This is a genomic window from Mycobacterium sp. E787 (assembly GCF_001668725.1).
Classification (GTDB): Bacteria; Actinomycetota; Actinomycetes; order Mycobacteriales; family Mycobacteriaceae; genus Mycobacterium.
The window spans coordinates 123,108-150,056 of sequence record NZ_LZKL01000095.1; the positions used below are offsets into that span (position 1 = coordinate 123,108).

Sequence of the window (26,949 nt, forward strand, 5' to 3'; positions counted from 1 at the left end):
GTTTGGGCGCAACAACTCCACGTTCGGCCAGCAATAGGTCAGGACGTCAGGCGCACCGACCATTCCGCGTGCGGCACGGCGCGCAGCGCGGCGGTGTCATTCGATTGGCCCTCGTCGACGACCAGCGTCAGCAACTGCACGACGATCCCGGTCAGCCGCCCGCGCTGCGGGTCGACCGACGGGATGGTGACCGCGAAGCGGCTGTCCGGCCGGTACATGGTCACGGTCGTGTTGGCGGGATCCTCGTAGACCCGCAGCAGGCGCCACGGCGCCCGCGCGATCGCTTCCGGGACGGAAAGCTGCACCGGGTAGCGCTCGTTGAACGGCAGCTCGCCCTGGGCCTGCGGCGTCTGACAGTCGTTGAGGTTCAGCACATTGCAGTACAGGTACGGCCCGACCCGGGTCAGGTGCCCGTGCGAGTACGCGCTGATCTCGGGCCGTTGCACACCAGGCCGTCGCACCAGCAGCCACGCCCCGACCCCGGCGCCGATGCACGCGAGGGCCACCACGGCCGCGACGATCATGACCGTGGCGCGTTTCACTCAGGCACCGCCGCCGGCCTGCCGGCGCGCATGCCTTCCTGCTCGACCATGACGGGCCGGTTGCCGCCGAGGCCGGGGATCAACGAATTGCCGCGGAAGCTGACGAGGGTCTGCGCCAGGCCCAGGATGAGCAGGGCGCTGACGGCGGTGAAGCCGACCCACAGCTCGGTGTACACGAGCACGCCCAGCGCACCGCCCAGCACCCACGCCAGCTGCAGCGTGGATTCCGATCGCCCGAACCCCGATGCGCGCGATTCCTCGGGCAGGTCGTGTTGCAACGAGGCATCCAGCGAGGCCTTGGCGATCGCACTGGACCCCGAGGTGACCAGGGTGGCGATCACGGCCGCCGCCAGGGTGCCCGCCACCGAAGCGGCCAGCGCGACCGCGGACACCGCCACGGTGCAGCGCACCACCAGCACGGCCGGCCTGCCCAGCTTCAGGCGGGCGCTGGTGAAGTTGCCCGCGAAGTTGCCGATCCCCGCCGCGGCGCCGATCATGCCCAGCATGGCCAGTTGTTCCCACCCGTTGGATTGATGGGCCTTGGCGACGAACGCCGGGTACAAGAACAGGAAGCCGACCATCACCTTGATCGTGCAATTGCCCCACAGCGAGGTGATGATGTTGCGGCCCAACGGTTGCCGAAGCGTCCCGCCGACCTTCCTGACCTCCTCAGGCCAGCCCCGCCGCGGCGGCCCGCCGTCATTGCGGTAGCTCAGGGTGGCCGGGACCTCGCCCGCGGTCACCTCCACCCAGCGCGGGATCCGCATCGACAACAAGGCGCCGGCGATCGTGACGGCGACGACGACGAACAACGCGCCGGGCAGCTTGAACAGGTGGGTGCCGACGAACTCGACGCCGCCCGCGATGGCGCCGCCGGCGATCGTGCCGCCCAGGAGGCCGAATACCGTCAGCCGGGAGTTCACCCGCACCAGGTCGATGGACGGCGGCATCACCCGCGGCGTCACCGCGCTGCGCAGCACGCTGAACGATTTGGAGAGCACCATCATGGCCAGTGCGCACGGGTAGAGCACCATCGACGGGTAGCTGCCAGTGGCGCCGTCGTAGTTCATGATCAGCAACACCGCCAGCGCGGTGCGCAGCGCGAAGGACAGCGCCAGCGCGACGCGCCGGCCGTGCTGCAGCCGGTCCAGCGCCGGGCCGATGAGCGGCGCGATCACCGCGAACGGCGCGATGGTGATCAGCAGGTACAGCGCGACCTTCGACTTGCTCTCCCCGCTGGCCGCGGCGAAGAACAGCGTGTTGGCCAGCGCGACGGCCATCGCGGCATCCACCGCGAAGTTGGCGACCACCGGCCACGTCAGTGCCGTCAGGCCGGACTTGTCGGCGCCGTCGGCGGTGGCGGCCCGCTGCACCATCCAGTACATGCGGGAACCCATCTCGCGGCTGCGCATCGCCGCGGCGCGGGTGACCGTGATCCGTTCGCCGGCGGTGGGACCGCGTGGGGGTGTGTCACCCGTGCGGCCCGGCTCGGCCTGCTCGCCCAACGGCGGCAGATACCGGTTCGCGCTGGGCATCGGCGGGGGGCGTCGCGACCGCGCCCGGCCGGCGTCATCGGCCGGGTAGTTGGCCATGCCCGGGTGCTGGCCCGCCGAGCCGTTGCGGTCCGGGCCGCTCCGGCGACCCGGGTTGGAGGCCACCCGACCCCGATCGTCACGCCGCCGTCCGGACACGAATCAATTCTGTCTTATGCCGGCAGGCAACCGGGCGTGGCTCGCCAACCTTAGTATTGGAGACGCAGTGCAAGAGAGGGGACAGCGTGACCGGACCCAGTGAAGGGTCGGTGGAATCCGCCGCGACGACCGTGGCCGAGTGGCCCGACGAGTTGGCGGCGGTGCTCACCGGCGCGGCCGACCGGGCCAGGGCGGCCGTCGAGGAGTTCGCCGGCGCCGAGGCCGTCGGGGACTACCTGGGCGTCGGCTACGAGGACCCGACCGCCGCGACCCACCGGTTCCTGGCGCATCTGCCCGGTTACCAGGGGTGGCAATGGGCGGCCGTCGTCGCCGCGTACCCGGGTGCCGACCACGCCACGATCAGCGAAGTGGTGCTGATCCCCGGGCCGACGGCGCTGCTGGCGCCGCAGTGGGTGCCGTGGGATCAACGGGTGCGGCCGGGCGATCTGAGCCCCGGCGACCTGCTGGCGCCCGCGGCGGACGACCCGCGATTGGTCCCCGGCTACGCCGCCAGCGGCGACCCGGAGATCGACGAGACCGCCGCCGAAATCGGGTTGGGCCGGCGCTGGGTGATGAGCGCCGTCGGCCGCGCCGAGGCGGCCGAGCGCTGGCACACCGGGGAATTCGGTCCCGATTCGGCGATGGCCCGGTCCACCAAGCGGATGTGCCGCGATTGTGGTTTCTTCCTGCCCCTGGCCGGTTCGCTGGGCGCGATGTTCGGTGTGTGCGGTAACGAGCTGTCCGCCGACGGGCGCATCGTCGACAAGCAGTACGGCTGCGGCGCCCATTCCGACACGCCGGCCCCCGCTGGCACCGGCTCGCCCGCGTACGAGCCGTACGACGACGGCGTGCTGGACGTCGCGGAGAAGCCGCCGCCGCAATCGCCGGAGCCGATACCGGAGGCGGCCGAGGCCGAGCCGGAGCCGATACCGGAGCCCATACCGGAGGCCGCGGAGACCGAGCCGGCGGAACCGGGCGATTAGCCCCGCTCGGCGGCGGCCTTGATTCTCGCCAGCGAGGCGTTCATCCCGTCGAGCAGCTCGCGTTCGAAGTTCGCGGTCCCACCCATGAGCGCGTTAACCGACAGACTGGAAAACGCGCTGACGCCGTTCTCGGCGTGACGGCTCTCGATCACCCGCGTGCCCTGGCCGGTGGGCTCGAGCTCGTAGCTCCAGATGGTGCCGTTGATGTCGACACGGAACGCGAGCCTCTTTTCGGGGATGACCTCGACAACCGTGCAGGTGGTGGGCCAGAACATGCGGTGGCGGCGGTTGAGGTTGAGGGTGCGGGTGCCCGCGCGCAGCGGCCCGAACGGCCTCATCCAGCGGCACTGCGGGCTCCACTCCGGCATCCTGCCGAAGTCGGATATCAACGCCCAGACCTTCGATGCCGGTGCGTCGATGTCGACTTGCGCTTGCAGCAGCGGGGCGGCCATCGGTCCTCCAAGGCGGAACTAGTTGCGGTCGAGGTAGGTTTCCAGGCCCGTCTGCGCGCCACGGGCGCCGCGGCGAGCGCCGGCGAGCTGCAACACGAAGATGCTGGTGCCGAGCAGTCCCACGCCCAGCCCGCCCAGCGTCACCGGGCGCCAACTCTGCAGGGCCGGCACGGCGAAAGCCAGCGCCGCGCCGATCAGCCAGCCCAGGAAGCCGACCGCGATGACGGGCCACACCTCCAGCAGCGCCCGCGGGAGCGGCGGCGGCTCCGGGGTGTGGCCGGGTTCGACAGACATCGCGATCAACATACCCGGCGGCGACGGGGCCCGGAACCGCCCGAGCGAGGTCGAGGACCAAAGTCCACGGATGTCAGTTTGGTGTCCCGCATCAGTGGCGTTACGTGTAACCTCGCGCCATGCCTGACAGCGACGCCCGGCTGGCGAGCGACTTGTCGCTGGCGGTGATGCGGCTGGCCCGCCAACTGCGGTTCCGCAATCCGTCATCGCCGGTGTCGCTGTCGCAGTTGTCGGCGCTGGCGACGCTGACCAACGAGGGCGCGATGACGCCCGGCGCGCTGGCGATTCGCGAGCGCGTGCGACCGCCGTCGATGACCCGGGTGATCGCGTCGCTCGCAGAGATGGGGTTGGTGGACCGCGCCCCGCATCCCGTCGACGGCCGGCAGGTGCTGGTCTCGGTGTCCGAGTCCGGTGCCGAGTTGGTCAAGGCCAACCGTCGCGCCCGCCAGGAGTGGCTGGCCAAGCGGCTGGCGACCCTGGACGGCGATCAGCGCGAGACCCTGCGCGAGGCCGCCGATCTGATGCTTGCGCTGGTCGACGAAAGCCCGTGACCGGCGGCTTGGATGTTCAGGACGTCACCGACCCCGACGACCCGCGCGTCGACGATTTCCGCGACCTGAACAGCGTCGATCGCCGTCCCGATCTGCCGACGGGCAAGGGGCTGGTGATCGCCGAAGGGGTGCTGGTCGTGCAGCGCATGCTGGCGTCCCGATTCACCCCGCACGCCCTGCTGGGCACCGAGCGTCGGCTGTTGGAGCTCAAGGACGACCTGGCCGGTGCCGCGGCGCCGTTCTACCGGGCGTCGGCCGAGGTGATGGCGCAGGTGGTCGGCTTCCACCTGAACCGCGGCGTCCTCGCGGCCGCCCGCAGGGTGCCGGAGCCCAGCGTCGCGCAGGTGGCGGAGTCCGCCAGGACAGTCGCGGTGCTCGAGGGTGTCAACGACCACGAGAACCTGGGCTCGATCTTCCGCAACGCGGCCGGGCTGGGGGTCGACGCGGTGATATTCGGCGAGGGCTGCGCCGACCCGCTGTACCGCCGGGCCGTGCGGGTGTCGATGGGTCACGCGCTGCTGGTGCCCTACGCGCGGGCTTCGCACTGGCCCCACGACCTTCTGCTGTTGAAGGAGAACGGGTTTCGGCTCATGGCGATGACACCGCAGCGCGAGGCGTCCGCGCTGGCCGAAGCGATGGCGGCGGCGGTCGACGAGCGTGTCGCGGTGCTGGTCGGCGCCGAGGGCCCCGGGCTGACGACGGCCACTCTGCGGCTCAGTGACGTGCCGGTGCGGGTCCCGATGTCGCGCGGCACCGACTCGCTCAACGTCGCGACGGCGGCGGCCCTGGCGTTCTACGAGCGGGCTAGGCTCACGTGGTGAGTGACGAGTCCGTCCCCTGGGCAACGGGTTTGACGGTTTCCGCGTTCGTCGCCGGCGTGACAGGCGTCGCCGTGGTGGTGCTCAGTCTCGGGCTGATCCGGGTGCATCCGTTGTTGGCGGTCGGGCTCAACGCCGTGGCGGCGGGTGGCTTGGCGCCGACGTTGTGGGGCTGGCGGCGCACGCCGGTGCTGCGCTGGTTTGTGCTGGGCGCGGCCGTGGGGGTGGCCGGGGCATGGCTGACGCTGCTGGCGATGACGGTCGGCTAGCGGGGACCGCGGGCCCCCGCCATCGGGCTAGCGGTGGCCGCCGGATCGGACGCCGAGCAGCACGTCTTCCCACGCCGGGATGACCGGCTTGCCGCGCCGCGTGTGCACCGGCTGTTCCGGCGGTGCGGCGGGCTCGGCGGGCTCGGCGGGCTCGGCGGCTTTTCCTTCGGGGGCGGGAGGTTGCGGGGCCTCGAAGTCCAGGCGGGCCACCCGGGCGAGCGGCCGCAGCGGGCGCTCGAAGGCCGGGTCGATCAGCTCGCTGGCCGCGTCGTCGACCGCCGTGACCGTTCCGCCGTGGGCGCCGGGGGCGAAGCTGAAGTGCGCGATGTTGTCGGAACGCCCCGCCTTCCAAGCGAGTTGCACGGTCCAGCGGCTGTCTTCGTTGCGCCAGGCGTCCCAGCTGAGCCGGTCGGGCTCCAGCCCGCGCGCCACCAAGGCGGCGCTGACCGTCTCCAGCAGCGTGAGGACGGCGGGCCCGTCGGCGAGCATCGGGTGCGCCGCCGTTGCCAGTTCCGCGGCGCGAGCGCGTTCCAGCAACACGGGGTGAGCGAACCGGCGGACCCGGGAAATGTCTGAGCCCGACGCGGTGGCCACCTGGTCGACTGACGCGCCGGCGCGGATTCGGGCCTGAATTTCTTTGGGGCTCAACATGTTAGTGACCTGGATGTCCAGCTGCGGCTGCTCGGGCGGTGGCGACTCGCCGCGGAGGACGGCCCGGAGTCTGTCGTCGGCCACCAGCTTGAACCGTTCTGCGGGGTCGTCACCCTGGCAGAGGATGTATTTGCCCTCGTCATCGAGACCAACCACTTTGAGTTCCCGCATGGCTTCTCCTCGGAGGCTCCGCGCCGGTCAGCGACGGACCCGTCAGGTCCGCACTCTAATGCAGCCAACGCCGGTAACCCGCTCTGACACGCTGGCGGGTTGCGGGCCGGTGACGGTTGAGTTAAAGGCGCTCGACCACCCAGTCGACGCACTGGGTCAGGGCGCTGACGTCATCGGGGTCGACGGCGGGGAACATCGCCACCCGCAACTGGTTGCGGCCCAGTTTGCGGTAGGGCTCGGTGTCGACGATGCCGTTGGCCCTCAGCGTCTTGGCGACGGCCGCGGCGTCGACCTCGTCGACGAAGTCGATCGTGCCGACCACCTGGGACCGCAACGCCGGATCGGTGACGAACGGCGTGGTGTAGGGCCGCTCCTGCGCCCACGAGTACAACCGCTGCGAGGAATCCGCCGTGCGCTTCACCGCCCAGTCGAGGCCGCCGTTGCCGAGCAGCCAGTCCAGCTGCTCGGCCATCAGTGCCAGGGTGCCGATCGCCGGGGTGTTGTACGTCTGATTCTTCAGGCTGTTTTCGACGGCTATCGGCAGCGACAGGAAGTCGGGAACCCAGCGCCCGGAGGAGGCGATGGACTCGATGCGCGCCAGCGCGGCGGGGCTCAGGACGGCCAGCCACAGCCCGCCGTCGCTGGCGAAGTTCTTCTGGGGCGAGAAGTAGTAGGCGTCCGCCTGGGTGATGTCGACGGGGAGGCCGCCCGCACCCGACGTCGCGTCGATGAGGACCAGGGCGCCGTCCGAGCCGGCGGGCCGGCGGATCGGCACCGCGACGCCGGTCGACGTCTCGTTGTGCGCCCAGGCGACCGCGTCGACCGACGGATCGGCCTGCGGCTCGGGCGCGCTGCCGGCGTCCGACTTGATGATGATGGGGTCGCCGACGAACGGGTTCTTGGCGACGCAGGAGGCGAACTTCGAGCTGAACTCGCCGAACGACAGGTGCAGCGAGCGCGTGTCGATCAGCCCGAAGGCGGCGGCGTCCCAGAACGCCGTCGCACCGCCGTTGCCAAGGATGACCTCATAACCGTCGGGCACGGAGAAAAGCTCTCGCACTCCGGAGCGAACCCGGCCCACCAGATCCTTGACCGGCGCTTGCCGGTGCGACGTGCCGAACAGCGGCGCGGCGGTGGTGGTCAACGCCTTCAGCTGCTCGGGTCGGACCTTGGAGGGGCCGGAGCCGAAGCGGCCGTCGCGGGGTTTGATGTCGGAGGGGATGTCGAGCTGGTCAGCCATGTCAGCCAGCCTAGTGAGCGATCCGAAGGCGGCGGCGCCGCGGGCTGGAGTGGGCGACGGGTTGTGAGCCAGACCACACGGATCGGGTGACCACTGGTCAGCCCACAGTGCCTTGGAGCGGTCTAGAAAATATCCGGTACCTGCGGTACTGTCTGGACATTGCACGTCCAAATGTAAACCTCGTTGGGGAGGCTTGGAATGGACAGGACGCGAATGGTCCGGCGTTGGCGACGCAACATGGAAGTGCGCGACGACGCCGAGTACGTGAACATGCTTGCCACACTGTCCGAGGGGTCGGTGCGGCGCAACTTCAACCCGTATACCGACATCGACTGGGACTCACCGGAATTCGCGGTCACGGAGAACGACCCCCGATGGATCCTGCCGTTGACCGATCCATTGGGGCGGCATCCCTGGTATCAGGCCCAATCCCAAGAGCGCAAGATCAAGATCGGCATGTGGCGACAGGCCAACGTCGCCAAGGTGGGATTGCATTTCGAGTCGATCCTGATCCGCGGCCTGATGAACTACACGTTCTGGGTGCCCAACGGGTCGCCCGAATACCGGTACTGCCTGCACGAATCTGTCGAAGAGTGCAACCACACCATGATGTTCCAGGAGATGGTGAACCGCATCGGCGCCGACGTGCCGGGAATGCCGCGGATGCTCAAGTGGCTGTCGCCGCTGGTTCCACTGGTCGCCGGCCCGTTGCCGGTGGCGTTTTTCATCGGCGTGCTCGCCGGTGAGGAACCCATCGACCACACGCAGAAAAACGTGCTGCGCGAAGGTAAGTCGCTGCACCCGATCATGGAGCGGGTGATGGCCATCCACGTGGCCGAGGAGGCCCGGCACATCTCGTTCGCCCACGAGTTCCTGCGCAGGCGGTTGCCGGAGCTGACCGACCGCCAACGGTTCTGGACGGCGCTGTACCTGCCGCTGACCATGAAGGTGTTGTGCCGCGCAATCGTGGTGCCGCCCAAGGCATTCTGGCGCGAATTCGAGATTCCGCGCGAGGTCAAGAAGGAACTGTTCTTCCGGTCCCCGGAGTCGCGCAAGTGGCTCAGCGACATGTTCGGTGATGTGCGAATGCTGGCTCACGACACCGGGCTGATGGAAACGCGGTCGGCCCGGCTGATGTGGCGGCTCTGCAAGATCAACGGCAAGCCGTCGCGCTACCGCAGCGAGCCGCAGCGCCGGCACCTGGCCGCCGCGCCGGCCGCTTAGGACTGCACGGGTTCCCTTATGCCGCACGTTATTACCCAGTCGTGCTGCAACGACGGGTCCTGTGTTTTCGCGTGCCCCGTCAATTGCATCCACCCGTCACCGGACGAGCCGGGGTTTGCCACCACCGAGATGCTCTACATCGATCCGGTGGCGTGCGTGGACTGCGGCGCGTGCGTGAGCGCCTGCCCGGTCGGCGCCATCGCGCCCGACACCCGGCTGGACGCCAAGCAGCTGCCGTTCGTGGAGATCAACGCGTCCTTCTACCCGGAGCGGCCCGAGGGCGAGAAGCTGCCGCCCACCTCGAAGCTGGCCCCCGTGATCCCCGCCGCCGAGGTGCGCGCCCGCCGGCGGCCGTTGACCGTTGCCATCGTCGGCTCGGGCCCCGCGGCGATGTATGCCGCCGACGAGCTGCTCACCCAACAGGGCGTGCGGGTCAACGTCTTTGAGAAGCTGCCGACGCCCTACGGGCTGGTGCGCGCCGGGGTGGCGCCCGACCACCAGAACACCAAGAAGGTCACCCGGCTTTTCGACCGGATATCCGCCCACCGGCACTTCCGGTTCTACCTGAACGTCGAGATCGGCAGGCACCTGAGTCACGCGGATCTGTTGGCCCACCATCACGCCGTGGTGTATGCGGTGGGTGCACCCGACGATCGTCGCCTCGGCATCGACGGCATGGGCCTGCCGGGCACCGGGACCGCCACCGAGTTCGTCGCGTGGGTCAACGGGCATCCCGACTTCACCGACCTGCCAGTCGATCTCAGTCAGGAGCGGGTGGTGATCATCGGCAACGGCAATGTCGCCCTCGATGTGGCCCGCGTCCTCACCGCGGACCCCGACGTTCTTGCCCGCACCGACATATCCGACCATGCGCTCGAGGCGTTGCGGCGCTCCGCGGTGCGCGAAGTGGTGATCGCCGCCCGGCGCGGCCCGGCCCATTCGGCCTTCACCCTGCCCGAACTGATCGGGCTCACCGGCGCATCCGAGGTCGTGCTCGACGCCGTCGACCAGCAAAGGGTGGCAAGCGATCTCGCGGTCGAGTCGGATCCCTTGACCAAGAACAAGCTGGAGATCCTGAGCAAACTGGGTGACGCCGCGGTGCCGACGTCTCGCCGCCGAATCCGGCTGGCCTATGGGCTGACGCCGCACCGCGTGCCCGGAGAGCGGCGCGCCACGGGCGTCGAGTTCACCGTCACCGGCACCGAGGAGGTGCGCCGGCTGGAGGCGGGCCTGGTGCTGACGTCGATCGGCTACCGCGGCAAGGAGATCCGTGGGCTTCCGTTCGACGAATCGGCGGCCGTCGTGCCCAACGACGGCGGCCGCGTCGTCGACCCCGGCTCCGGGCGTCCGGTGCCCGGCGCCTACGTCGCGGGTTGGATCAAGCGCGGACCGACGGGGTTCATTGGCACCAACAAGTCCTGCTCCCTGCAAACGGTCCAGGCGCTGGTCGCCGATTTCAACGCCGGCCGGCTCACCGACCCGGCCGCCACGCCCGGCGCATTGGACGAACTGGTGCGTGGGCGCCAGCCCGACGTCGTCGACTCCGCGGGATGGCGCGCGATCGACGCCGCGGAAATCGAACGCGGCGGCCACAGTGCCCACGGCGGGCGGCCGCGCAACAAATTCACCGATGTCGCCGACATGCTCGCCGTAGCAGCCACCGCGCCGGCGCCGCCGCGGCGACGCCGGCTGCTGGCACGGCTACTGGACGCCTAGCCCGGCTGCCCGGACATCGCGGCTGCGATCTCTTCGGGGCTGACCTCGCGCACCGGCTGCCCCAGCGACCAGTGGTGGCCGAACGGGTCGGCGACCACGCCGTAGCGGTCTCCCCAGAACTGGTCGTCCAGCGGAGCCACCACCGTGGCGCCCGCGTCCAGCGCCTGCTGGAACTTCGCGTCGACGTCCGTGACCGTCAGGTGGATGGTGACGGGGGTGCCGCCCAGGGCCTTCGGCGTCATCGACTTGCCGCCACAGGTTTCCGGAAAGTCGTCGTTGAGCATCACGGTGGAGCCGTTGATGGTCAGCGCGGCGTGTACCAGCCTGCCGTCGGGGCCCGGCACCCGGCCCAGCTCGACGGCGCCAAAGGCCTTGACGTAGAAGTCGATCGCCGCGGCGGCGTCGTCGACGACGAGGTGCGGGGACAGTGCGGGTTCGATGTCGATCGCCATGGTGGTCTCCTTGTTGTAGGTCTACCGTGCCAACCCCGGCGTGGGCCGGCACACGGGTATTGACTCGTCCCGCGATGCAAAGTCATCGGGGTCATCGCGAAACACGCCCATTCAATCGCCGGGCACCGACAACTAACTCACGCGAGCGTGACCGCAGTGCGAAATGTTGGGCCGAAATTCGCGGTGTGGTTATCGCTCGCCGAACTCAGGCGTGGGTGAGAACCCGGTCCCAACCCTCGACGGCTTCCGGGCTGCGCGGGCCCGGACCGACGTAAATGGCCGACGGGCGGACCAGCTTGCCCAGCCGCTTCTGCTCGAGGATGTGGGCGCACCATCCCGCGGTGCGTCCACAGGTGAACATCGCCGGCATCATGTTGGCCGGCACCCGGGCGAAGTCCAGGATGACCGCGGCCCAGAACTCGACGTTGGTCTCGATGGCGCGGTCCGGGCGCCGCTCCCGCAGCTCGGCCAGCGCGGCCTGCTCCAACGCTACGGCGACCTCGTGGCGCGGGGCGCCCAGCCGCTCGGCGGCCGCCCGCAGCACCCGGGCCCGCGGGTCCTCGGCGCGGTACACGCGGTGGCCGAAACCCATCAGCTTGTCTCCGCGGTCCAAAATGCCCTTCACCAGGCCGCGCGCGTCGCCGGTGCGCTCGACCTCCTCGAGCATCGGCAGCACCCGGGCCGGCGCGCCGCCGTGCAGCGGGCCGCTCATCGCCCCGATCGCCCCCGACAGCGAAGCCGCGACGTCCGCTCCGGTCGAGGCGATCACCCGCGCGGTGAACGTCGAGGCGTTCATGCCGTGCTCGGCGGCCGACACCCAGTAGGCGTCGATCGCCTCGACGTGCCGGGGGTCGGGTTCGCCCTGCCAGCGGGTCATGAATCGCGCTGTGACGGTCGGGCATTCGTCGATGACCCGCTGCGGGACGGCGGGCTGATAGATGCCGCGCGCCGACTGCGCGACGTAGGACAGCGCCATCACCGAGGCGCGGGCCAGCTGATCGCGGGCGGTGGCGTCGTCGGTGTCCAGCAACGGCTTGTAGCCCCAGATCGGCGCCAGCATGGCCAGCCCCGCCTGCACGTCGACCCGCACATCGCCGGTGTGGATCGGCAGCGGGAAGGGCTCGGCGGGCGGCAGCCCATGACCGAACTTGCCGTCGACCAGCAGCGCCCACACGTCGCCGAAGGTCACCTGCTGGCTCACCAGGTCTTCGATATCCACGCCGCGGTAGCGCAGCGCGCCGCCGTCTTTGTCCGGCTCGGCGATTTCGGTGGTGAACGCCACCACGCCCTCCAGGCCGGGGACGAAGTTCTCGGGCACAGTCATACGCAAATTCTCGCACCCCATCGGCGGGCGGATGCTACCGGCCGGTAGCGACCCCCGGTAGCGTTGGCGCAATGGCAGGACCGGGGCCCGGAGCAGGCAGAGAACACCTGGAGACGATGCGCGTGGAGTACGGGTCGGTCGAGAAGGACGGCAGCACGGACCTCGACGCGGACTGGCTGGCGGAGGGCTGGCTTGTCTTGTTTCGCAAGTGGATTGACGACGCGGAGCGCGCCGGCGTGGCCGAACCCAACGCCATGGTGTTGGCCACCGTCGCCGACGGCCGGCCGGTCAGCCGATCGGTGCTGTGCAAGAGTGCGGACGAGACGGGGATCACTTTTTTCACCAACTACGACTCGGCCAAAGGCGCCGAGCTGGCGGCGACGCCGTACGCGTCGGCAACCTTTCCCTGGTACCTGCTGGGCCGGCAGGTGCACATCAGCGGGCGGGTGAGCAAGGTCGACCCGCAGGTCACGCAGGACTATTGGTCCAAGCGGCCGCGGGGCTCACAACTGGGTGCGTGGGCGTCACACCAATCGCGGCCGATCGCGTCGCGCGCCGCACTGCTGGACCAGCTCGCCGAGGTCACGGCCCGCTTCTCCGACTCCGAATGCGTCCCCGTGCCGCCCAACTGGGGCGGGTACCTGCTGGCGGCCGAGGTGGTCGAATTCTGGCAGGGCCGAGAAAACCGGGTGCACAACCGGATTCGGGTGATCGGCGATCGAATCGAGCGCCTTCAGCCCTGAATGCGCCCCACGCTCGGCCGCGGTATGACGCACGTCACGTCGGCAATTCACCGTGGTTTAACCAGCCGACGGCCGCCAGACCGGCGGACTTGACCCCGGGCAGGCACGCCGTCCCGACAACGACTACCTTCAGCAGTAAGCACCTAGTCAGGGCAGCCATACCAGCCAGAGCGCAAAGGGGTTCTCGTGGCCGACACCGACGACACCGCAACTCTGAAGTACCCAGGGGGCGAGATCGACCTTGAGGTCGTGCAAGCCACCGAAGGAGCCGACGGGATTGCGCTCGGCCCCCTTTTGTCCAAGACCGGCTACACGACGTTCGACAACGGCTTCGTCAACACCGCCTCGTGCAAGAGTTCCATCACCTACATCGACGGTGACGCCGGCATTCTGCGCTACCGCGGCTACCCGATCGAGCAGCTCGCCGAGAAGTCGACCTTCATCGAGGTCAGCTACCTGCTCATCTACGGCGAGTTGCCGAACAAGGAACAGCTCGACGAGTTCACCAACCGGATCCAGCGGCACACGATGCTGCACGAGGACCTCAAGCGTTTCTTCGACGGCTTCCCGCCCAACGCCCACCCGATGCCGGTGCTGTCCAGCGTGGTGAACGCGCTGAGCTCCTACTACCCGGACGCGCTGGACCCGATGGACAACGGCCAGGTCGAGCTGTCGACCACGCGTCTGCTGGCCAAGCTGCCCACTATCGCCGCGTATGCCTACAAGAAGTCGATCGGGCAGCCCTTCCTCTACCCGGACAACTCGCTTTCCCTGGTGGAGAACTTCCTGCGGATGACGTTCGGGTTGCCGGCCGAGCCGTACCACGCCGACCCCGAGATCGTGCGGGCGCTGGACATGCTGTTCATCCTGCACGCCGACCACGAGCAGAACTGCTCGACGTCGACGGTCCGGCTGGTCGGCTCCTCACGGGCCAACCTTTTCACCTCCATTTCCGGCGGCATCAACGCGCTGTGGGGTCCGCTGCACGGCGGCGCCAACCAGGCGGTGCTGGAGATGCTCGAGCAGATCCGGGAGAGCGGCGACGACGTCGGCGAATTCGTCCGGAAGGTGAAGAACCGCGAGGCCGGCGTGAAGCTGATGGGCTTCGGGCACCGCGTCTACAAGAACTACGACCCGCGGGCCCGGATCGTCAAGGAACAGGCCGACAAGATCCTGGGCAAGCTGGGCGGCGACGACTCGCTGCTCGACATCGCGAAGGAACTCGAAGAGGCGGCGCTCACCGACGACTACTTCGTCGAGCGCAAGCTATACCCCAACGTCGACTTCTACACCGGCCTGATCTACCGGGCCCTGGGCTTCCCGACCAGGATGTTCACGGTGCTGTTCGCGCTGGGCCGGCTGCCGGGCTGGATCGCGCACTGGCGTGAGATGCACGACGAGGGCGACAGCAAGATCGGGCGTCCGCGCCAGATCTACACCGGGTACACCGAGCGGGACTACGCCACCATCAACGACCGCTAGTTTTCCCGCCGAGCAGACGCAAAAGTACCCATTTCGACACCAAATCAGGGGCTTTTGCGACTGCTCGCGAGGGTGGCCAGCACGGCCATCGCGGCGTTGTGCCCGCCGATGCCCGACACCGCCCCGCCGCGGCGGGCGCCCGAGCCGCACAACATGATTCGATCGTGCGCCGTGGCGACCCCCCATTGCCGCGCCGGCGTGTCCAGCGGGTCGTCGTCGTCGGCGAAGGGCCACGTGAGGCCGCCGTGGAAGATGTTGCCCGCCGTCATCCCCAGTGTGCGGTGCAGGTCCAGGGTGGTCGTCGTCTCGATGCAGGGCCGGCCCTGCACATCGGTCATCAATGCCTCCTGAATCGGCTCGGCCAGAACGGAATTCAGCGACGCGAGCACAGACTCGGTCAGGCGGTCACGCAGGGCGCCGGAGTAGTTGCCGTCGAACAGCGAGTGCGGGGTGTGCAGGCCGAACACCGTCATGGTGTGGGCGCCCGACTCGCGCAGCTCGGCCGACAGAATGCTCGGATCGGTCAGCGAATGGCAATAGGCTTCGCAGGGCAGCGGATTCGGGATGTCCCCGGCCGCCGCGCGCGCATACGCTGCGTCCAGCTGGGGCCAGGTCTCGTTGGCGTGGAACGTCCCGGCGAACGCCTGTTCGGGTGTGACGCCGCTGTCACGCAATCGGGGCAGGCGTCGCAGCACCATGTTCACCTTGACCTGTGCGCCCTGCGCGGGGGTCGTCGGCCGCTCGCCGAGCAGGCCGGCCAGGACCGTGGGTGTGACGCCGGCAAGCACGAACCGGCCCCGCACCGCGTGCTCTTCGTCGCCGACCCGGTAGCGCACGCCGCCGTCGGGTTCGACCGCGAAAACGTCTGCGCCGGTGATGATTTCGGCACCATAAGCGAATGCCGCCGACGCCAGGGCCGCGGACAGCGAGCCCATCCCGCCGACGGGGACGTCCCAGTCCCCGGTGCCCCCGCCCAGCACGTGGTAGAGGAAGCAGACGTTCTGCCGCAGCGACGGGTCGTCGAGCGGGGCGAACGTGCCGATCAGCGCGTCGGTCGCGATGACGCCGCGAACCAGGTCGTTGCCCACCGCCCCGGTGATGGCGCGGTCGAGGGGCTCGTCGATCATGGCCCGCCATGCGGCCTTGGCCCCGGGATCGCCGCCGTCCACGACGTGCCGGCGGGCCTCATCACGGGTGCGCAGCGGCTCGAGCAGCGTCGGCCAGAGCGGTTCGGTCACCAGCCGGCATTGCCGGTAGAAGGCGGCGAAACGGCCCTCGTCTTCGGCGGCGCCGATGGCGCCGAACGTCCCGGGGCGCCCGATCAGCAGCCCGCGGCGGCCCCCGGTCTCCGGATCAGGCGTGTAGGACGAATATGGCCGGCGAGCCAGTCGCACCGCGGCGCCCAGGTCGTCCACGATCCGGGCCGGCAGCAGGCTGACCAGGTAGGAGTACCGCGACAACCGGACGCCGACACCGGGGAAGGCCTGCGCCGAAATCGCGGCCCCGCCCGGGTGCTCCAGCCGCTCCAGCACCCGGACCCGCAGGCCCGCGCGGGCCAGGTAGCCGGCCGCGACCAGCCCGTTGTGGCCGCCGCCGACGACGATCGCGTCGAAGGCGTCGGCATTCCCGCGGTAGCTCAGCTCAGGTAGCCCTCGACCTCGTCGGGCGGGCGCACCTGCGCCTCGCGTGGGTCACCACCGCTTTCCCGCAGCGCACGGCGCTGCCGCAACAGGTCCCAGCACTGGTCGAGCTCGACCTCCACCCGGCGCAGGCGATCATGCTCCTCTGAGCCGCTGATGTCGCCCCGCTGCACCTGCGAGCGCAGGGCCCTCTCCTCGTCGACGAGGGTGCGGATGTGAGCGAGGGTGTCGCTGTCGGTCGGTTTTCTGCCGTTTCCCATGCCTCCAGTGTGCCCGACCTGGCAGGCGTCGCCCCGCCGAATCGGTAGGCTGCATATCGCCTGCAAAACGAAAGTGCGGGTGAATAATGACCGAGGGGGCAATAGTGGGGATAGGCACGGATTTGCGGCAAGTGCCCGCAGATACCGACTCGCGGCCGGCGCCGGAATTGCACCGGCGGTCGCCTGGACTGCCCTGGCTGATTGCCGTCGCGCTTATTCCGTTGTTCATTGCCGCAATCGGTTACGGCGGGTGCGCGCGACCCCGATCCGCCCATGCCCCGCCCGCCGGGGCGCCGACAAGCGCGTCCGCCGCCCGGAAGCTGTCCCTGTCGCCGCTTTCAATTACGCGCAGCGGCAATGACTTAACCCTCAGCGGGGATTTCCCCGACGACTCCGCCAAGGCGGCGTTGTTGAGGGCGCTTAACGGTTCGCTGCCGCCGGGTGTCAACATCGTCGACCAAATACACATCAATCCCAATATCGACGCGCTCGACTTTTCAAAAGCCGGACCGATTTTCAAAGACAGCGCCTCGATTCCCGATTTCAGTCTGATGGTCCGGGGGGACACCATCACCGTGGCCGGCACCGCCTCATCGCAAGAGCAAAACAACGTTGTCCACCAGGAGGCGGTGCGCACCTGGTCCAAGCTGAACGTCGTTGACAACCTTGTGATCAGGGGGCCGGTTGCGCCGCCCGTACCACCCGTCGCCCCCGCCGCCGTGCAGTGCACCGACCTGCGGGGGGCGATCATCGCCGTGACGGGCGGCCCGATCGAGTTCGCCAATGACGGTGTCAGCCTGACCCCGGCCGATGAGCCGGTACTGACCCAGGTGTCCGACAAGCTCAAGGCGTGTCCGATGGCGCGGGTGACGCTCAACGGCTACGCCGACAATTCCGGAGTCGAGGCGATCAACATTCCGCTGAGCACCCAGCGTGCCCAAAAGGTCGCCGATTTCCTTGTCGCCCATGGCGTCGCGGGCACTCAGCTGGTGGTCAAGGGCCTCGGTTCGGCGAACCCCATCGCCCCGAACGACACGGCCGAGGGCCGCGCCAAGAATCGCCGCGTCGAAATCGTTGTGAGTTAAGGAGATCCGGCATGGATTTTGTGATCCAGTGGTTGTGGTACCTGCTCGCATTCGTGGCCGGCTCGGCGGTCGCCCGGGTGATCGCCAACGTCATGAACAAGCGCGTCGGCGTTGAAGAGTTCCCCGCCGCCCGGACCGGCCCCGGGATAGGCGGAAAGTGATGAGCCACGTGCACTGGTTGCTCTTCGGCCTGTCCTTCGTGATGGGTTTGGTGTTGACGCTCGCGCTGAAGGTGCGGCCCGTCAAACGGCCGATGCCGGTGGCGGCGCAGGCCGACGCGTTGGCCGTCGCGGCGGACATCGAGCCCGAGCCGACCACCAGGATTTCGGCTCCCTACGAGTTCTTCGCGACCGACATCCCGGCCGACGACGAACAGCTCACGACGACGGTCCCCGTCGAGCCGAACGCGCCGACGAGGGAGATCCCCGTCACTGAAGAGTGCACTGACGAGCCGCCGGCCGCGGACGTCCACGTCGAGCCCGCCCAGCCTAAGACCGCGGTCCCGGTCGGCGACGAGCCGCGCCTCCCGGACAATCCGGTCGAGCCGGAGCCGCCGCCGACGGCGATCCCGGTCGACGACGCGCCGCCGGCCACCGACACACCCCTCGCGGAAGAGTCGCCCGCCACCGAGCTGCCCGTCGCACAAGAGCCGCCGACGACGGAGATCCCGGTCGCGGAAGAAGCGACGACTCCGGAGCCGAAGCGGCCGCCCAAGGCCAGGTTTTTGTTCCTGAGAAGGTTCTTTTCCCGCGCGGCACGGGCCGACAAGGAGCCGAAGGCCAAGCGCGCGTCGGCGAGGAAACCGCCGCCGAAGAAGGCTCGCCCGGGCGCCAAGGGATCGCCGGTCAAGAGGGTCCCGGGTGCGAGAAAGGCGGCACCGAAGAAGGTTCCGCCCGGCAAGAGGGTGCCGCCGAGAAAGGCCACGGGGCGTCCGGTGAAAAAAGCGGCGCCGATCGCCGAACAGTCGGCGCCGAAGAGGCTGCCCGGCACCGCGCAGTCACCCAAATGGAAGCCCGTCTTGCCGTATGAGCCCTACGGTCCGGGGTCCGCCCGCGCCACCCCCGACGGCGGGGGACCGGCCGGATGGCTGGTCAAGGGCCGTTCGGACACCCGGCTCTACTACACCCCGGACGACGAGACTTACGACCCGACCGTCGCGCAGGTCTGGTTCAAAGATGAAGAGTCCGCCGCGCGTGCGTGTTTCACGCCGTGGCGCAAGAGTTCGAGGAAGTGACGTCCGGCACGGGCGTAATGTCGCGCCAGCATCCGGCGTCAGCTCGGCGCGGGGATGTGCAGCAGCAGCCGCGCACCGCCCAGGGGGCTGTCCTGAAGCGCAGCCGTCCCGCCGTGTAGCTGGGCCTGCTGGGCCACCAACGCCAGCCCCAAACCCGAGCCCGAATGCGACGCCGTCGACCCGCGCGAGAATCGCTCGAACACCACCCGGCGTTCGGCCTCGGGAACCCCACTGCCGTTGTCGTCGACGGCGATGTCCACGCCGGCACGCGAGCTGACCGCGGACAGCTGAACGCGCGTCGCGCCACCATGTTTGACGGCGTTGGCGATCGCGTTGTCAACGGCCAGCCGCAACCCCGCCGGCAGCCCCACGATGATGCACGTCGGCGACGGCACCAGCGACACGTCGAGTTCCGGGTAGACCCGCATGGCGTCGTGCGCGGCGCGGTCGAGCAACTCGGTGATGTCGACCGGCACGTGATCGTCCGACGTCGACAGCTGGCCCTGGGCCAGCCGCTCGAGCGCGCTCAGTGTGGCCTCGATCCGCGACTGGGTGCGGATGACGTCGTTGAGCACTTCCTTGCGCTGGTCGTCCGCCAGGTCCAGGGTGGACAGCACCTCGAGGTTGGTGCGCATCGCGGTGAGCGGCGTGCGCAGCTCGTGGGAGGACACCGCCGCGAAGTCGCGGGCCGACTCGAGCGCCTCCTTGGTCCGGTTCTGCTCGTCCCAGATGCGCTGCAGCATCCCCCGCATCGCCTCGGCGATCTCCACGGCTTCACTGGCGCCGTGCACTTCGACCCGCGGCGCCTCGTCTCCGGCGTCGATCAGCCGCGTCTGCTGGGCGAGCTGTTTGAACGGGCGCACCGCGAAGGCGGCCAGCAACCAACCGAACACGGCCGCCGCGCCGATGGCGAATCCGCAGATCAGCATGACCCGCCGGTGCAGGTTGTTGGTCTCGGCGATGGTGGCGTCGTACGTGGCGCCCACGGCTAGCGACGTCGGCACCGGGCCGGGTATCTCAACCGTCCGCACCCGGTAGCGCACGCCCCTGACGTAGGTGTCGGCGTAGTCGACGTCCAGCTTGGGCAGCGTGACGTCGGAGTTCGACTTGACCTGGTCGCCGCGGCGGATCGTCATGATCGCGTCGCGGCTGTTGGGCGAGCGCGGGATTTCGTCGAGTCCGCGCGGCAGGAAGGGAATCGCGAAGCCGGCGGCCTCGTCGAGCCGGCGGTCCAGCCGCTCCTTGCGGTCGTTGGTGATCCCGACCCAGACCACCGCGCCGACGATGAGCACCGGGATGGCGGCGCCGATGGCCGTCGCGACCACGACCCGGGTCCGCAGCGAAGGCGTACGGGCGAAAATCCGGGACAACAGGTTCATGCGCACTTCATGGTTACTGCATTCGCAGCACGAACCCGACTCCGCGGACGGTGTGCAGCAGCCGGGGACCGCCGTTGGCCTCCAGCTTGCGGCGCAGGTACCCGATGAAGACGTCGACGACGTTGGTGTCGGCGGCGAAGTCGTACCCCCACACCAGCTCCAGCAGCTGCGCGCGGGACAGCACCGCCGTCTTGTGCTCGGCCAGCACGGCCAGCAGGTCGAATTCCCGCTTGGTCAGGTCGACGTCGACGCCGTTGACCCGTGCCCGCCGGCCGGGGATGTCCACCTCCAGCGGGCCGACCGTGATGGTCTCCGAGGACGACGTCGCGGTCGAGCCGCGGCGGCGCAGCAGCGCCTTCACCCGCGCGACCAGCTCGGCCAGCACGAACGGCTTGACCAGGTAGTCGTCGGCGCCGGCCTCCAGCCCCGCCACCCGGTCGTCGACCGAGCTGCGCGCGGACAACACGCAGACCGGCACGTCGTTGTCCATGGCCCGCAGCGCGGTGACGACGCTGACGCCGTCCAGGACGGGCATGTTGATGTCGAGCACGATCGCGTCCGGGCGGGTCTCGGTCGCGCTGCGCAAGGCCTCGGCGCCGTCGACCGCCGTCGACACCTCGAACCCGGACAGGCGCAGGCCACGTTCGAGCGAGGCGAGCACGTCGGAGTCGTCGTCCACGACCAACACCCGAGGCGAGGTGGCACCAGTGTCCATGGCGTTCATTTTGCCTGATCCTCGCCGTCGGCGGTGGGAGGCGCGACTTGGGCGCCGGCAGACGCAAACGCCCCCCGAACCGGTCCCGATCAGGGGCGTTTGCGACCGCTCGGCGCGCCCAGGCCGCTCAGTTGCACGGCCAGTCGCCTGCGCACGCCGGGGACGCGCGCGGCCAGGCGCATCCCGAGGTTGCGGACCGGGCCGAGTGGACGCGGCACGGTGGAGATCCGGGTCAGGCGACCGGTCAGTTTCAGCACGCGCTCGGCCCGCCCGCGCTGGGTGGCGGCGTAGGCGTCCAGCCCGGCGTCGGGACCGCCGCGCAGGACGTCGGTGAGCGCGCCCGCCAGGGAGATCGCGTCGGTGATACCGAGGTTCATGCCCTGGCCCCCGGCGGGGCTGTGCACGTGGGCGGCGTCGCCGGCGAGCAGCAGCCGGCCGGCCCGGTAGGTGTCGGCGACGCGGTGGTGGATGCGGAACCGCGTTCCCCACAGCAGCTCGGTGACCTTCAACTGGCCGGGCCCGAAGCCCCTGGCATCCAGCAGGGCCTGCACGAATTCCGGCGAGGGCGCCTTCGGCGCGTCCGGAACCGGAGCGACGATGCGGAAGATGTCGCCGGGCAGCGGTGCCAGCACGTTCAGGCCCTCCGCCGCGTAGAACAGGATCACCTCGTCGCGGGGTGCGTCGCCGTCCAGCCGGACGTCGGCGAGCGTGAAGGATTCGGCGAATTCGCCTCCGGTGAACCCGATTCCGGCGTGGTCGCGGACCGTGCTGTGCATGCCGTCGGCGCCGACGACGTAGCCGGCCCGGATGGTGTCGCCGTCGTCGAAGGTGGCGGTGACGCCCTGGCCGTCCTGAATGAGCCGGCTCAGCGTCTTGGGCCGGATCACCCGGCCGCCGAGTTCGTGCAGTCGCTCCAGCAGCAGCCGCTCCGTGTCGGACTGGGACAGCATCAACGTGTACGGGTGCTTCGTCGGCAGCGGACTGAAGTCGACGGGCATCAGGATGCGCCGGCCCTCCCGCATGGTGAATCGCGGCGCGATCAGCCCCGCTTTGACCATTCGCCGGGCCACGTCGAGGTCCTCGAGCACCTCCAGGGTGCGGGCGTTCACCGCGGCCGCGCGGGTCGTGTTCTGGCCCTCGGCGAGCGCGTCCACCACGACCGCCCGCACGCCGCGGACGAGCAACGAAGCGCCCAGTGCCAGGCCCGTGGGGCCGGCGCCTACCACCAAAACGTCGGTGTCATACATGATCGGCTCCTCTCGTCCAAAGTCAACGCTTGTTGGCATAAGTCCATGCTTGCGCGCCGATGCCCTGATGTCAACACTTGTTGGCCTACAATTGTTGACATGAAGAGATCCTCGGAACTGACCAAGGCGGCGATCCTGACGGCGGCCCGCGAGCGGTTCGGCGCGTCCGGTTTCCAGGGCGCCACCATCCGGGCCATCGCCGCCGACGCCGGGGTGGACCCCGCGATGGTGATGCGGTACTACGGCAGCAAGGACAAGCTTTTCGCCGCCGCGGCGGACTTCGACCTGAGGTTTCCCGACCTGGCCGCGGTCGACCGGACGGAGGTCGGGCGGTCGGTGGTCCGGCACTTCCTCGAACGCTGGGAGGGCGACGAGGCTCTGGTCATCCTGCTGCGATGCAGCGCCACGAATGGCGAAGCCGCGCAACGGATGCACGAGATCTTCGGGGCCCAACTGCAGCCGCTGGTCGCCACGCTGGCGCCCGCGGGGGAATCCGGGATGCGCGCCGGGCTGATCGCCACGCAGATCCTGGGGATGGCGTTGTGCCGCTTCGTGTTACGGCTGCCTCCGGTCGTCGGGATGACCCGCGACGAGATCGTCGAGTGGCTCGGGCCGACGATTCAGCGTTACCTCACCGGGGCGGCGTGAGCGGACACAAAAACCCCTAGATCGGGTCCGGTGCGGGGCTTTTGCGTCTGCTCGCGGCGGGTAGGCCGATGCGCCGGTAACGCCGCAGCCGGACGGCCAGGCGCTCCTCGGGGGGCATCTCGCGCAACGCGTGCACCTCTGCGGCAATCGCGCGCGACAGTCGTTGGGAGAACTCGACCGGTTCGTCGGCGGCGTCGGGATGCTCGGGCACGATGGCGTCGACGATCCCGGACGCCAGCAGGTCGGCCGAGCGGATCCCCTGGTCGGCGGCGAGTTCGGGAGCGTGGGCGGTGTCGCGGAAGACGATCGCGCTCGCGCCCTCGGGCGGCAGCGGCGCCAGCCAGCCGTGCAGCGCGGCCAGCACCCGGTCGGCGGGCACCATCGCCAGCGCCGGTCCGCCGCTGCCCTGGCCCAACAGGATCGACACCGTCGGCGTCTCCAGCGTGACGAGTTCGGCCAGGCACTGGGCGATCTGGCCGGCCAGCCCGCCCTCTTCGGCCTCGGCCGACAACGCGGGCCCGGCGGCGTCGATGAGGAGCACCAGCGGCAGGCGCAGTTCGGCGGCCAGCGCCATGCCGCGCCGGGCCTCGCGCAGCGCCGCGGGCCCCACGAGGCCCCCGGTGATCCGCTGCTGGCCCAGGACCACGGCGGGCTGGCCGTTGAACCGGGCCAGCGCCAGCAGCGTGGTGGCCGCCTCCCCGGCGCCCGTGCCGGACAACAGCACGCAGTCGGTGGCGCCGTGGCGCAGCAGCGTGCCGACACCGGGCCGGTCCGGCCGCCGGGACGCCACCACGGAATCCCACGCCGGCACGTCGGGCGTCGGCTCGGGCGGCTGCGTCGCGGGCAGCGGCTCGGGCGGGTCGGCGATCACCCACAGCGCGCGATCGAGCGTCCGGCGCAGTTCGCCGAGCGCGACGACGCCGTCGATCACCCCGTGGCGCTGCAGGTTCTCCGCGGTCTGGATGCCGGGCGGAAAGGGTTCGCCATACAGCAGCTCATACACCCGCGGCCCGAGAAAGCCGATCAGCGCGCCCGGCTCGGCGACGGTGACGTGGCCCAGCGACCCCCACGAGGCGAACACGCCGCCGGTGGTCGGGTGGCGCAGGTAGACCAGGTACGGCAGGTGCGCCCGCTTGTGCAGCCGGACCGCCGCGGCGATCTTGACCATCTGCAGGAACGCGACCGTGCCCTCCTGCATGCGGGTGCCGCCCGAGCTCGGCGAGGCCAGCAGGGGCAGCCGTTCGGCGGTCGCCCGCTCCACCGCGGCGGTGATCCGTTCGGCCGCGGCCACCCCGATAGAGCCGCCGAGGAAGTCGAACTCGCACACCACCACCGCGACACGGCGCCCGGAGATGCGGCCCTCGCCGGTGAGCACCGCCTCGTCCAGGCCGGTGGCGGCGCGCGCGCCGGCCAGCTCCCGCGCGTAGGACTCGGAAACCGGCAGTGCCATCGGATCGCTGTCCCAGCTCTCGAACGAGCCCTTGTCGAGCACGGCATCCAGCAGCTGTCCGGTCGTGGTGCGAGTCACGACACGAGGCTATATAGGCTGGGTTAATGATCGGCGTGACCCAGACCGAAGCCGTAATGACCATCGAGCTGCAGCGCCCCGAGCGCCGCAATGCCCTCAATTCCCAGCTCGTCGACGAGCTTCGGGAGGCCATCGCCAAGGCCGGCGACGACGGATCCACCCGGGCGATCGTGCTGACCGGCCAGGGCACCGTGTTCTGCGCCGGCGCGGACCTGTCCGGGGACGCCTTCGCCGCCGACTATCCGGACCGGCTCATCGAGCTGCACAAGGTCATGGACGCCGCGCCGATCGTGGTGATCGGGGCGATCAACGGCCCCGCGATCGGCGCCGGATTGCAGCTGGCCATGCAATGCGACCTGCGGGTCGCCGCACCCGACGCGTTCTTCCAGTTCCCGACCTCGAAATATGGCCTGGCCCTGGACAACTGGAGCATCCGCCGGCTGTCCTCGTTGGTCGGCCATGGGCGGGCCCGCGCGATGCTGCTGACCGCGGAGAAGCTGACCACCGAAGCGGCGGTGCTGACGGGAATGGTCAACCGCATCGGGACGCTGGCCGACGCCCAGGCCTGGGCCGCCGAGGTCGCGGGCCTGGCGCCGCTGGCGATACAACACGCCAAGCGGGTGCTCAACGACGACGGCGCCATCCAAGAAGCGTGGCCCGAGCACAAGGAGCTCTTCGACCGGGCGTGGGCCAGCCAGGACGTCATCGAGGCTCAGGTCGCGCGCATCGAGAAGCGGCCGCCGAAATTTCAGGGAGCCTGACGGGCATGCCGCGGGGGGCGCTGCGACTGGCCGCCGGCACGGCCTCGCTGGCGGCCGGCGGTTGGCTGGTGCGCGCGCTGCACGGCGCCCCGGCCGCCCTCGGCGCGACGCCCGCGTCGATCCGGGCGGTCGCGGAGGCGTCGCCCAACTACTCCGACGGCGAGTTCGTCAACCTCGATCCCGCCTCGGTCTACCAGATGGACCGCGAGGAATTGCGGCTGATCGTGTGGGAGCTGCTGGCCGGTCGCGGCGGCAGCCGACCGAAGGGGCCCATCCCGTTGGCCGCGCCGGAAATCTTCGACGGCGCGCCCAGCCGGTTGGCCGTCAGCTGGTTCGGCCACTCGACGGCACTGCTGGAAATCGACGGTTACCGGGTGCTCACCGATCCCGTCTGGAGCAACCGGTGCTCGCCCTCGGACATCGTCGGGCCGCAGCGGCTGCACCCGCCGCCCGTGCAACTGGAGGGGCTGCCCGCCGTCGACGCGGTGGTGATCAGCCACGACCACTACGACCACCTCGACATCGACACCGTCACCGCGCTCGCGCGCACGCAGCGGGCCCCGTTCTTCGTGCCGCTCGGAGTGGGAGCCCACCTACGCGCGTGGGGAATCCCCGAGCACCGCATCGTCGAACTCGACTGGCATCAGGCCACCAAGCTCGACCAGCTCACCGTGATTTGCATGCCGGCGCGGCACTTTTCGGGCCGCTTCCTGGATCGCAACACCACGCTGTGGGCGTCCTGGGCGTTCATCGGCCCGACGCAGCGCGCGTATTTCGGCGGCGATACCGGCTACACCAAGAGCTTCACGCAGATCGGCGCCGACCACGGCCCGTTCGACCTGACCCTGCTGCCCGTCGGGGCCTACAACACGGCCTGGCCGGACATCCACATGAATCCCGAGGAGGCCGTTCGCGCGCACCTCGACGTCACCGACTCGGGCTCGGGGTTGCTGGTGCCCATCCACTGGGGAACGTTCCGGCTGGCCCCCCACCCGTGGGCCGAACCCGTCGAGCGGGTGCTCAAGGCGGCTGAGCCCGTTCACGTACAGGTGGCGGTGCCGCTACCCGGCCAGCGCATCGATCCCGCCGCGCCGCGCAGATTCAACCCCTGGTGGCGGCTGTGACCCGCTACCCGTCCGGCCGGGTGCGCTCATACACCGTCACCCGATCGTGTTGGCCCCACCATTGCACCGGCTGGTGGGAATCGACTTCGGTCCAGTGGGTGTCGAGTATCCGGTGCATCCGATCGTCGCCGGTGGCACCGCCGTGGCCGTCGCCGACATAGATGACGCGACTTCCCTTGTAGGCCTTCAGGATGCGAGCGCCGACGTCCTGGCCATGCGGTGGCCACGAAAGGAATAGCGTCCTGTCGGCGTGCATCGCCGCGGCCTCGGCGCAGTCCTTCGCGACGACCCGGACGTGCATAACGTCGTCGTGCCATCCGTTGGTGGCCAGATCCGCGCCCGGGTTGAGGTCGTAACAGACGATGTCGACGCCCACCTGCGCGAGCAGGTAGGCCCAATAGCCCGTGCCCGCGATCGGATCGACCAGTCCGCCTTGGGCGTGCCGCGCGACGAACGCCACGGTGCCGGGGTCGGGGATGGTCCAGGAGTATTTCCGGACGAGCAGCTGCCGGTTCGGCGCGCGCGCCATGCTTTCTTGTACGCTTCGGTCCAACCGGAACTCGCCGACCACGGGGTTGCCCTCGAAACTGTCGGCCTCGACGCAATCCCTCACGGCCTCCCAGTAGGGATTGTCGATGTCCAAATCGTCCGTGTCGACGACCTTTCGTCATGCCCTGTTGGAGATAAATGTCGCGCCGCGTGGTGTCCGCGGGGGGTCGGGAATG

At 69.6% G+C, this 26,949-nt stretch carries 29 protein-coding genes; 14 read left to right on the forward strand and 15 right to left on the reverse strand.

What is annotated here, in order from left to right:
- Positions 1–38: 38 nt before the first annotated feature.
- Entirely contained in the window at positions 39–524 is a 486-nt protein-coding gene (locus A5705_RS19270) for a DUF2771 domain-containing protein (protein WP_067875269.1), read from the reverse strand.
- Positions 525–538: 14 nt separating this feature from the next.
- Positions 539–2,200: an MFS transporter gene (locus A5705_RS19275; RefSeq protein WP_068279309.1), complete on the reverse strand. Its 1,662-nt coding sequence runs from the start codon at positions 2,198–2,200 to the stop codon at positions 539–541.
- Positions 2,201–2,319: 119 nt separating this feature from the next.
- Between A5705_RS19275 and A5705_RS19280 the strand changes: the two genes are divergently transcribed.
- Positions 2,320–3,216 carry a DUF3027 domain-containing protein gene (locus A5705_RS19280; protein WP_068279312.1) on the forward strand — a complete coding sequence of 299 codons (897 nt, stop codon included), beginning with the start codon at positions 2,320–2,322 and terminating at the stop codon, positions 3,214–3,216.
- Here A5705_RS19280 and A5705_RS19285 read toward each other — a convergent pair.
- Together A5705_RS19285 and A5705_RS19290 are read right to left on the reverse strand one after the other, a co-directional pair.
- Positions 3,213–3,668, reverse strand: coding sequence for an SRPBCC family protein (locus tag A5705_RS19285; protein ID WP_067874903.1), 456 nt, complete (start codon positions 3,666–3,668; stop codon positions 3,213–3,215). The genes A5705_RS19280 and A5705_RS19285 overlap by 4 nt on opposite strands.
- Positions 3,669–3,686: 18 nt before the next feature.
- Positions 3,687–3,962 (reverse strand): DUF2530 domain-containing protein, encoded by a 276-nt coding sequence (locus tag A5705_RS19290; RefSeq protein WP_067875266.1) that lies wholly within the window; start codon positions 3,960–3,962, stop codon positions 3,687–3,689.
- A gap of 119 nt (positions 3,963–4,081) precedes the next feature.
- On the opposite strand from A5705_RS19290, the gene A5705_RS19295 reads away from it, so the two are divergent.
- The 3 genes from A5705_RS19295 to A5705_RS19305 are packed head-to-tail and all read left to right on the forward strand — an operon-like array spanning position 4,082 to position 5,600.
- Positions 4,082–4,513 (forward strand): MarR family winged helix-turn-helix transcriptional regulator, encoded by a 432-nt coding sequence (locus A5705_RS19295; RefSeq protein ID WP_067874900.1) that lies wholly within the window; start codon positions 4,082–4,084, stop codon positions 4,511–4,513.
- The gene (locus A5705_RS19300) at positions 4,510–5,334 is read left to right on the forward strand and encodes an RNA methyltransferase (RefSeq protein WP_067874897.1); all 825 of its coding nucleotides are present in this window, start codon (positions 4,510–4,512) and stop codon (positions 5,332–5,334) included. The genes A5705_RS19295 and A5705_RS19300 overlap by 4 nt, the downstream gene beginning before the upstream one ends.
- On the forward strand, positions 5,331–5,600 hold the full coding sequence (locus A5705_RS19305) for a DUF2537 domain-containing protein (protein WP_067875263.1): 270 nt from the start codon (positions 5,331–5,333) through the stop codon (positions 5,598–5,600). Before A5705_RS19300 ends, A5705_RS19305 begins: the two co-directional genes overlap by 4 nt.
- A gap of 27 nt (positions 5,601–5,627) precedes the next feature.
- On the opposite strand, the gene sepH is transcribed toward A5705_RS19305, so the two are convergent.
- Both sepH and serC read right to left on the reverse strand, forming a co-directional pair.
- The gene (gene sepH, locus A5705_RS19310) at positions 5,628–6,422 is read right to left on the reverse strand and encodes a septation protein SepH (protein ID WP_067874894.1); all 795 of its coding nucleotides are present in this window, start codon (positions 6,420–6,422) and stop codon (positions 5,628–5,630) included.
- 121 nt (positions 6,423–6,543) lie between these two features.
- Positions 6,544–7,662 (reverse strand): phosphoserine transaminase, encoded by a 1,119-nt coding sequence (gene serC / locus A5705_RS19315; RefSeq protein ID WP_067874891.1) that lies wholly within the window; start codon positions 7,660–7,662, stop codon positions 6,544–6,546.
- A gap of 198 nt (positions 7,663–7,860) precedes the next feature.
- Between serC and A5705_RS19320 the strand changes: the two genes are divergently transcribed.
- On the forward strand, positions 7,861–8,886 hold the full coding sequence (locus A5705_RS19320) for a diiron oxygenase (RefSeq protein ID WP_067874888.1): 1,026 nt from the start codon (positions 7,861–7,863) through the stop codon (positions 8,884–8,886).
- Between the two features lie 18 nt (positions 8,887–8,904).
- A complete protein-coding gene (locus A5705_RS19325; protein WP_068279316.1) occupies positions 8,905–10,602 on the forward strand; it encodes an FAD-dependent oxidoreductase in 1,698 nt (565 codons plus the stop codon).
- On the opposite strand, the gene A5705_RS19330 is transcribed toward A5705_RS19325, so the two are convergent.
- Positions 10,599–11,054 (reverse strand): VOC family protein, encoded by a 456-nt coding sequence (locus A5705_RS19330; RefSeq protein WP_067875260.1) that lies wholly within the window; start codon positions 11,052–11,054, stop codon positions 10,599–10,601. The genes A5705_RS19325 and A5705_RS19330 overlap by 4 nt on opposite strands.
- Before the next feature lie 205 nt (positions 11,055–11,259).
- Positions 11,260–12,378 (reverse strand): citrate synthase 2, encoded by a 1,119-nt coding sequence (locus A5705_RS19335; protein WP_068279319.1) that lies wholly within the window; start codon positions 12,376–12,378, stop codon positions 11,260–11,262.
- Positions 12,379–12,494: 116 nt separating this feature from the next.
- Here A5705_RS19335 and pdxH point away from each other — a divergent pair, with 116 nt between their 5' ends.
- Positions 12,495–13,121, forward strand: coding sequence for a pyridoxamine 5'-phosphate oxidase (pdxH, locus tag A5705_RS19340; protein ID WP_156738276.1), 627 nt, complete (start codon positions 12,495–12,497; stop codon positions 13,119–13,121).
- 186 nt (positions 13,122–13,307) lie between these two features.
- A complete protein-coding gene (locus A5705_RS19345; protein WP_067874877.1) occupies positions 13,308–14,603 on the forward strand; it encodes a citrate synthase in 1,296 nt (431 codons plus the stop codon).
- Between the two features lie 44 nt (positions 14,604–14,647).
- Here the strand turns inward: A5705_RS19345 and A5705_RS19350 are convergent, their stop codons facing one another.
- Both A5705_RS19350 and A5705_RS19355 read right to left on the reverse strand, forming a co-directional pair.
- Positions 14,648–16,243 carry an NAD(P)/FAD-dependent oxidoreductase gene (locus A5705_RS19350; protein ID WP_231982514.1) on the reverse strand — a complete coding sequence of 532 codons (1,596 nt, stop codon included), beginning with the start codon at positions 16,241–16,243 and terminating at the stop codon, positions 14,648–14,650.
- Complete coding sequence (locus A5705_RS19355) at positions 16,240–16,503, reverse strand: DUF2630 family protein (protein ID WP_068279324.1); 264 nt, start codon at positions 16,501–16,503, stop codon at positions 16,240–16,242. Before A5705_RS19355 ends, A5705_RS19350 begins: the two co-directional genes overlap by 4 nt.
- Positions 16,504–16,589: 86 nt before the next feature.
- On the opposite strand from A5705_RS19355, the gene A5705_RS19360 reads away from it, so the two are divergent.
- From A5705_RS19360 to A5705_RS29225, 3 genes are read left to right on the forward strand one after another with little or no spacing between them, the layout of a single operon-like run.
- Complete coding sequence (locus A5705_RS19360; protein ID WP_082956564.1) at positions 16,590–17,588, forward strand: OmpA family protein; 999 nt, start codon at positions 16,590–16,592, stop codon at positions 17,586–17,588.
- Between the two features lie 11 nt (positions 17,589–17,599).
- Positions 17,600–17,749, forward strand: coding sequence for a hypothetical protein (locus A5705_RS28215; RefSeq protein ID WP_197516900.1), 150 nt, complete (start codon positions 17,600–17,602; stop codon positions 17,747–17,749).
- A complete protein-coding gene (locus tag A5705_RS29225; RefSeq protein WP_369829611.1) occupies positions 17,749–18,822 on the forward strand; it encodes a hypothetical protein in 1,074 nt (357 codons plus the stop codon). Before A5705_RS28215 ends, A5705_RS29225 begins: the two co-directional genes overlap by 1 nt.
- Positions 18,823–18,860: 38 nt before the next feature.
- Here A5705_RS29225 and A5705_RS19370 read toward each other — a convergent pair whose 3' ends face one another.
- The 3 genes from A5705_RS19370 to A5705_RS19380 all read right to left on the reverse strand — a co-directional run bounded on the left by A5705_RS19370 (position 18,861) and on the right by A5705_RS19380 (position 22,163).
- Positions 18,861–20,201 (reverse strand): HAMP domain-containing sensor histidine kinase, encoded by a 1,341-nt coding sequence (locus tag A5705_RS19370; RefSeq protein ID WP_068279327.1) that lies wholly within the window; start codon positions 20,199–20,201, stop codon positions 18,861–18,863.
- Positions 20,202–20,214: 13 nt separating this feature from the next.
- Complete coding sequence (gene prrA, locus A5705_RS19375; RefSeq protein ID WP_156738272.1) at positions 20,215–20,925, reverse strand: two-component system response regulator PrrA; 711 nt, start codon at positions 20,923–20,925, stop codon at positions 20,215–20,217.
- Between the two features lie 80 nt (positions 20,926–21,005).
- On the reverse strand, positions 21,006–22,163 hold the full coding sequence (locus A5705_RS19380) for an FAD-dependent monooxygenase (protein WP_068279330.1): 1,158 nt from the start codon (positions 22,161–22,163) through the stop codon (positions 21,006–21,008).
- Between the two features lie 99 nt (positions 22,164–22,262).
- On the opposite strand from A5705_RS19380, the gene A5705_RS19385 reads away from it, so the two are divergent.
- Positions 22,263–22,811: a TetR/AcrR family transcriptional regulator gene (locus A5705_RS19385; protein ID WP_068279333.1), complete on the forward strand. Its 549-nt coding sequence runs from the start codon at positions 22,263–22,265 to the stop codon at positions 22,809–22,811.
- Positions 22,812–22,827: 16 nt separating this feature from the next.
- On the opposite strand, the gene A5705_RS19390 is transcribed toward A5705_RS19385, so the two are convergent.
- Positions 22,828–24,339 carry a carboxyl transferase domain-containing protein gene (locus A5705_RS19390; RefSeq protein ID WP_068279336.1) on the reverse strand — a complete coding sequence of 504 codons (1,512 nt, stop codon included), beginning with the start codon at positions 24,337–24,339 and terminating at the stop codon, positions 22,828–22,830.
- Between the two features lie 26 nt (positions 24,340–24,365).
- Here A5705_RS19390 and A5705_RS19395 point away from each other — a divergent pair, with 26 nt between their 5' ends.
- Together A5705_RS19395 and A5705_RS19400 are read left to right on the forward strand one after the other, a co-directional pair.
- The gene (locus tag A5705_RS19395; RefSeq protein WP_067874855.1) at positions 24,366–25,100 is read left to right on the forward strand and encodes an enoyl-CoA hydratase; all 735 of its coding nucleotides are present in this window, start codon (positions 24,366–24,368) and stop codon (positions 25,098–25,100) included.
- Positions 25,101–25,105: 5 nt separating this feature from the next.
- Positions 25,106–26,224, forward strand: a complete 1,119-nt coding sequence (locus A5705_RS19400) for an MBL fold metallo-hydrolase (protein WP_068279339.1) — start codon at positions 25,106–25,108, stop codon at positions 26,222–26,224.
- Positions 26,225–26,228: 4 nt separating this feature from the next.
- Here the strand turns inward: A5705_RS19400 and A5705_RS19405 are convergent, their stop codons facing one another.
- Complete coding sequence (locus A5705_RS19405; RefSeq protein WP_067874851.1) at positions 26,229–26,867, reverse strand: hypothetical protein; 639 nt, start codon at positions 26,865–26,867, stop codon at positions 26,229–26,231.
- Positions 26,868–26,949: the final 82 nt, after the last annotated feature.

Bases quoted from the DNA above. Each gene is read 5' to 3' on its own strand.
- A5705_RS19270 (WP_067875269.1), bottom strand. From the start codon at position 524: ATGATCGTCGCGGCCGTGGTGGCCCTCGCGTGCATCGGCGCCGGGGTC.
- A5705_RS19285 (WP_067874903.1), bottom strand. From the start codon at position 3,668: ATGGCCGCCCCGCTGCTGCAAGCGCAAGTCGACATCGACGCACCGGCA.
- A5705_RS19290 (WP_067875266.1), bottom strand. From the start codon at position 3,962: ATGTCTGTCGAACCCGGCCACACCCCGGAGCCGCCGCCGCTCCCGCGG.
- A5705_RS19295 (WP_067874900.1), top strand. From the start codon at position 4,082: ATGCCTGACAGCGACGCCCGGCTGGCGAGCGACTTGTCGCTGGCGGTG.
- sepH (WP_067874894.1), bottom strand. From the start codon at position 6,422: ATGCGGGAACTCAAAGTGGTTGGTCTCGATGACGAGGGCAAATACATC.
- serC (WP_067874891.1), bottom strand. From the start codon at position 7,662: ATGGCTGACCAGCTCGACATCCCCTCCGACATCAAACCCCGCGACGGC.
- A5705_RS19320 (WP_067874888.1), top strand. From the start codon at position 7,861: ATGGACAGGACGCGAATGGTCCGGCGTTGGCGACGCAACATGGAAGTG.
- A5705_RS19325 (WP_068279316.1), top strand. From the start codon at position 8,905: ATGCCGCACGTTATTACCCAGTCGTGCTGCAACGACGGGTCCTGTGTT.
- A5705_RS19330 (WP_067875260.1), bottom strand. From the start codon at position 11,054: ATGGCGATCGACATCGAACCCGCACTGTCCCCGCACCTCGTCGTCGAC.
- A5705_RS19335 (WP_068279319.1), bottom strand. From the start codon at position 12,378: ATGACTGTGCCCGAGAACTTCGTCCCCGGCCTGGAGGGCGTGGTGGCG.
- pdxH (WP_156738276.1), top strand. From the start codon at position 12,495: ATGCGCGTGGAGTACGGGTCGGTCGAGAAGGACGGCAGCACGGACCTC.
- A5705_RS19355 (WP_068279324.1), bottom strand. From the start codon at position 16,503: ATGGGAAACGGCAGAAAACCGACCGACAGCGACACCCTCGCTCACATC.
- A5705_RS19360 (WP_082956564.1), top strand. From the start codon at position 16,590: ATGACCGAGGGGGCAATAGTGGGGATAGGCACGGATTTGCGGCAAGTG.
- A5705_RS28215 (WP_197516900.1), top strand. From the start codon at position 17,600: ATGGATTTTGTGATCCAGTGGTTGTGGTACCTGCTCGCATTCGTGGCC.
- A5705_RS29225 (WP_369829611.1), top strand. From the start codon at position 17,749: ATGAGCCACGTGCACTGGTTGCTCTTCGGCCTGTCCTTCGTGATGGGT.
- A5705_RS19370 (WP_068279327.1), bottom strand. From the start codon at position 20,201: ATGAACCTGTTGTCCCGGATTTTCGCCCGTACGCCTTCGCTGCGGACC.
- prrA (WP_156738272.1), bottom strand. From the start codon at position 20,925: ATGAACGCCATGGACACTGGTGCCACCTCGCCTCGGGTGTTGGTCGTG.
- A5705_RS19380 (WP_068279330.1), bottom strand. From the start codon at position 22,163: ATGTATGACACCGACGTTTTGGTGGTAGGCGCCGGCCCCACGGGCCTG.
- A5705_RS19385 (WP_068279333.1), top strand. From the start codon at position 22,263: ATGAAGAGATCCTCGGAACTGACCAAGGCGGCGATCCTGACGGCGGCC.
- A5705_RS19395 (WP_067874855.1), top strand. From the start codon at position 24,366: ATGATCGGCGTGACCCAGACCGAAGCCGTAATGACCATCGAGCTGCAG.
- A5705_RS19400 (WP_068279339.1), top strand. From the start codon at position 25,106: ATGCCGCGGGGGGCGCTGCGACTGGCCGCCGGCACGGCCTCGCTGGCG.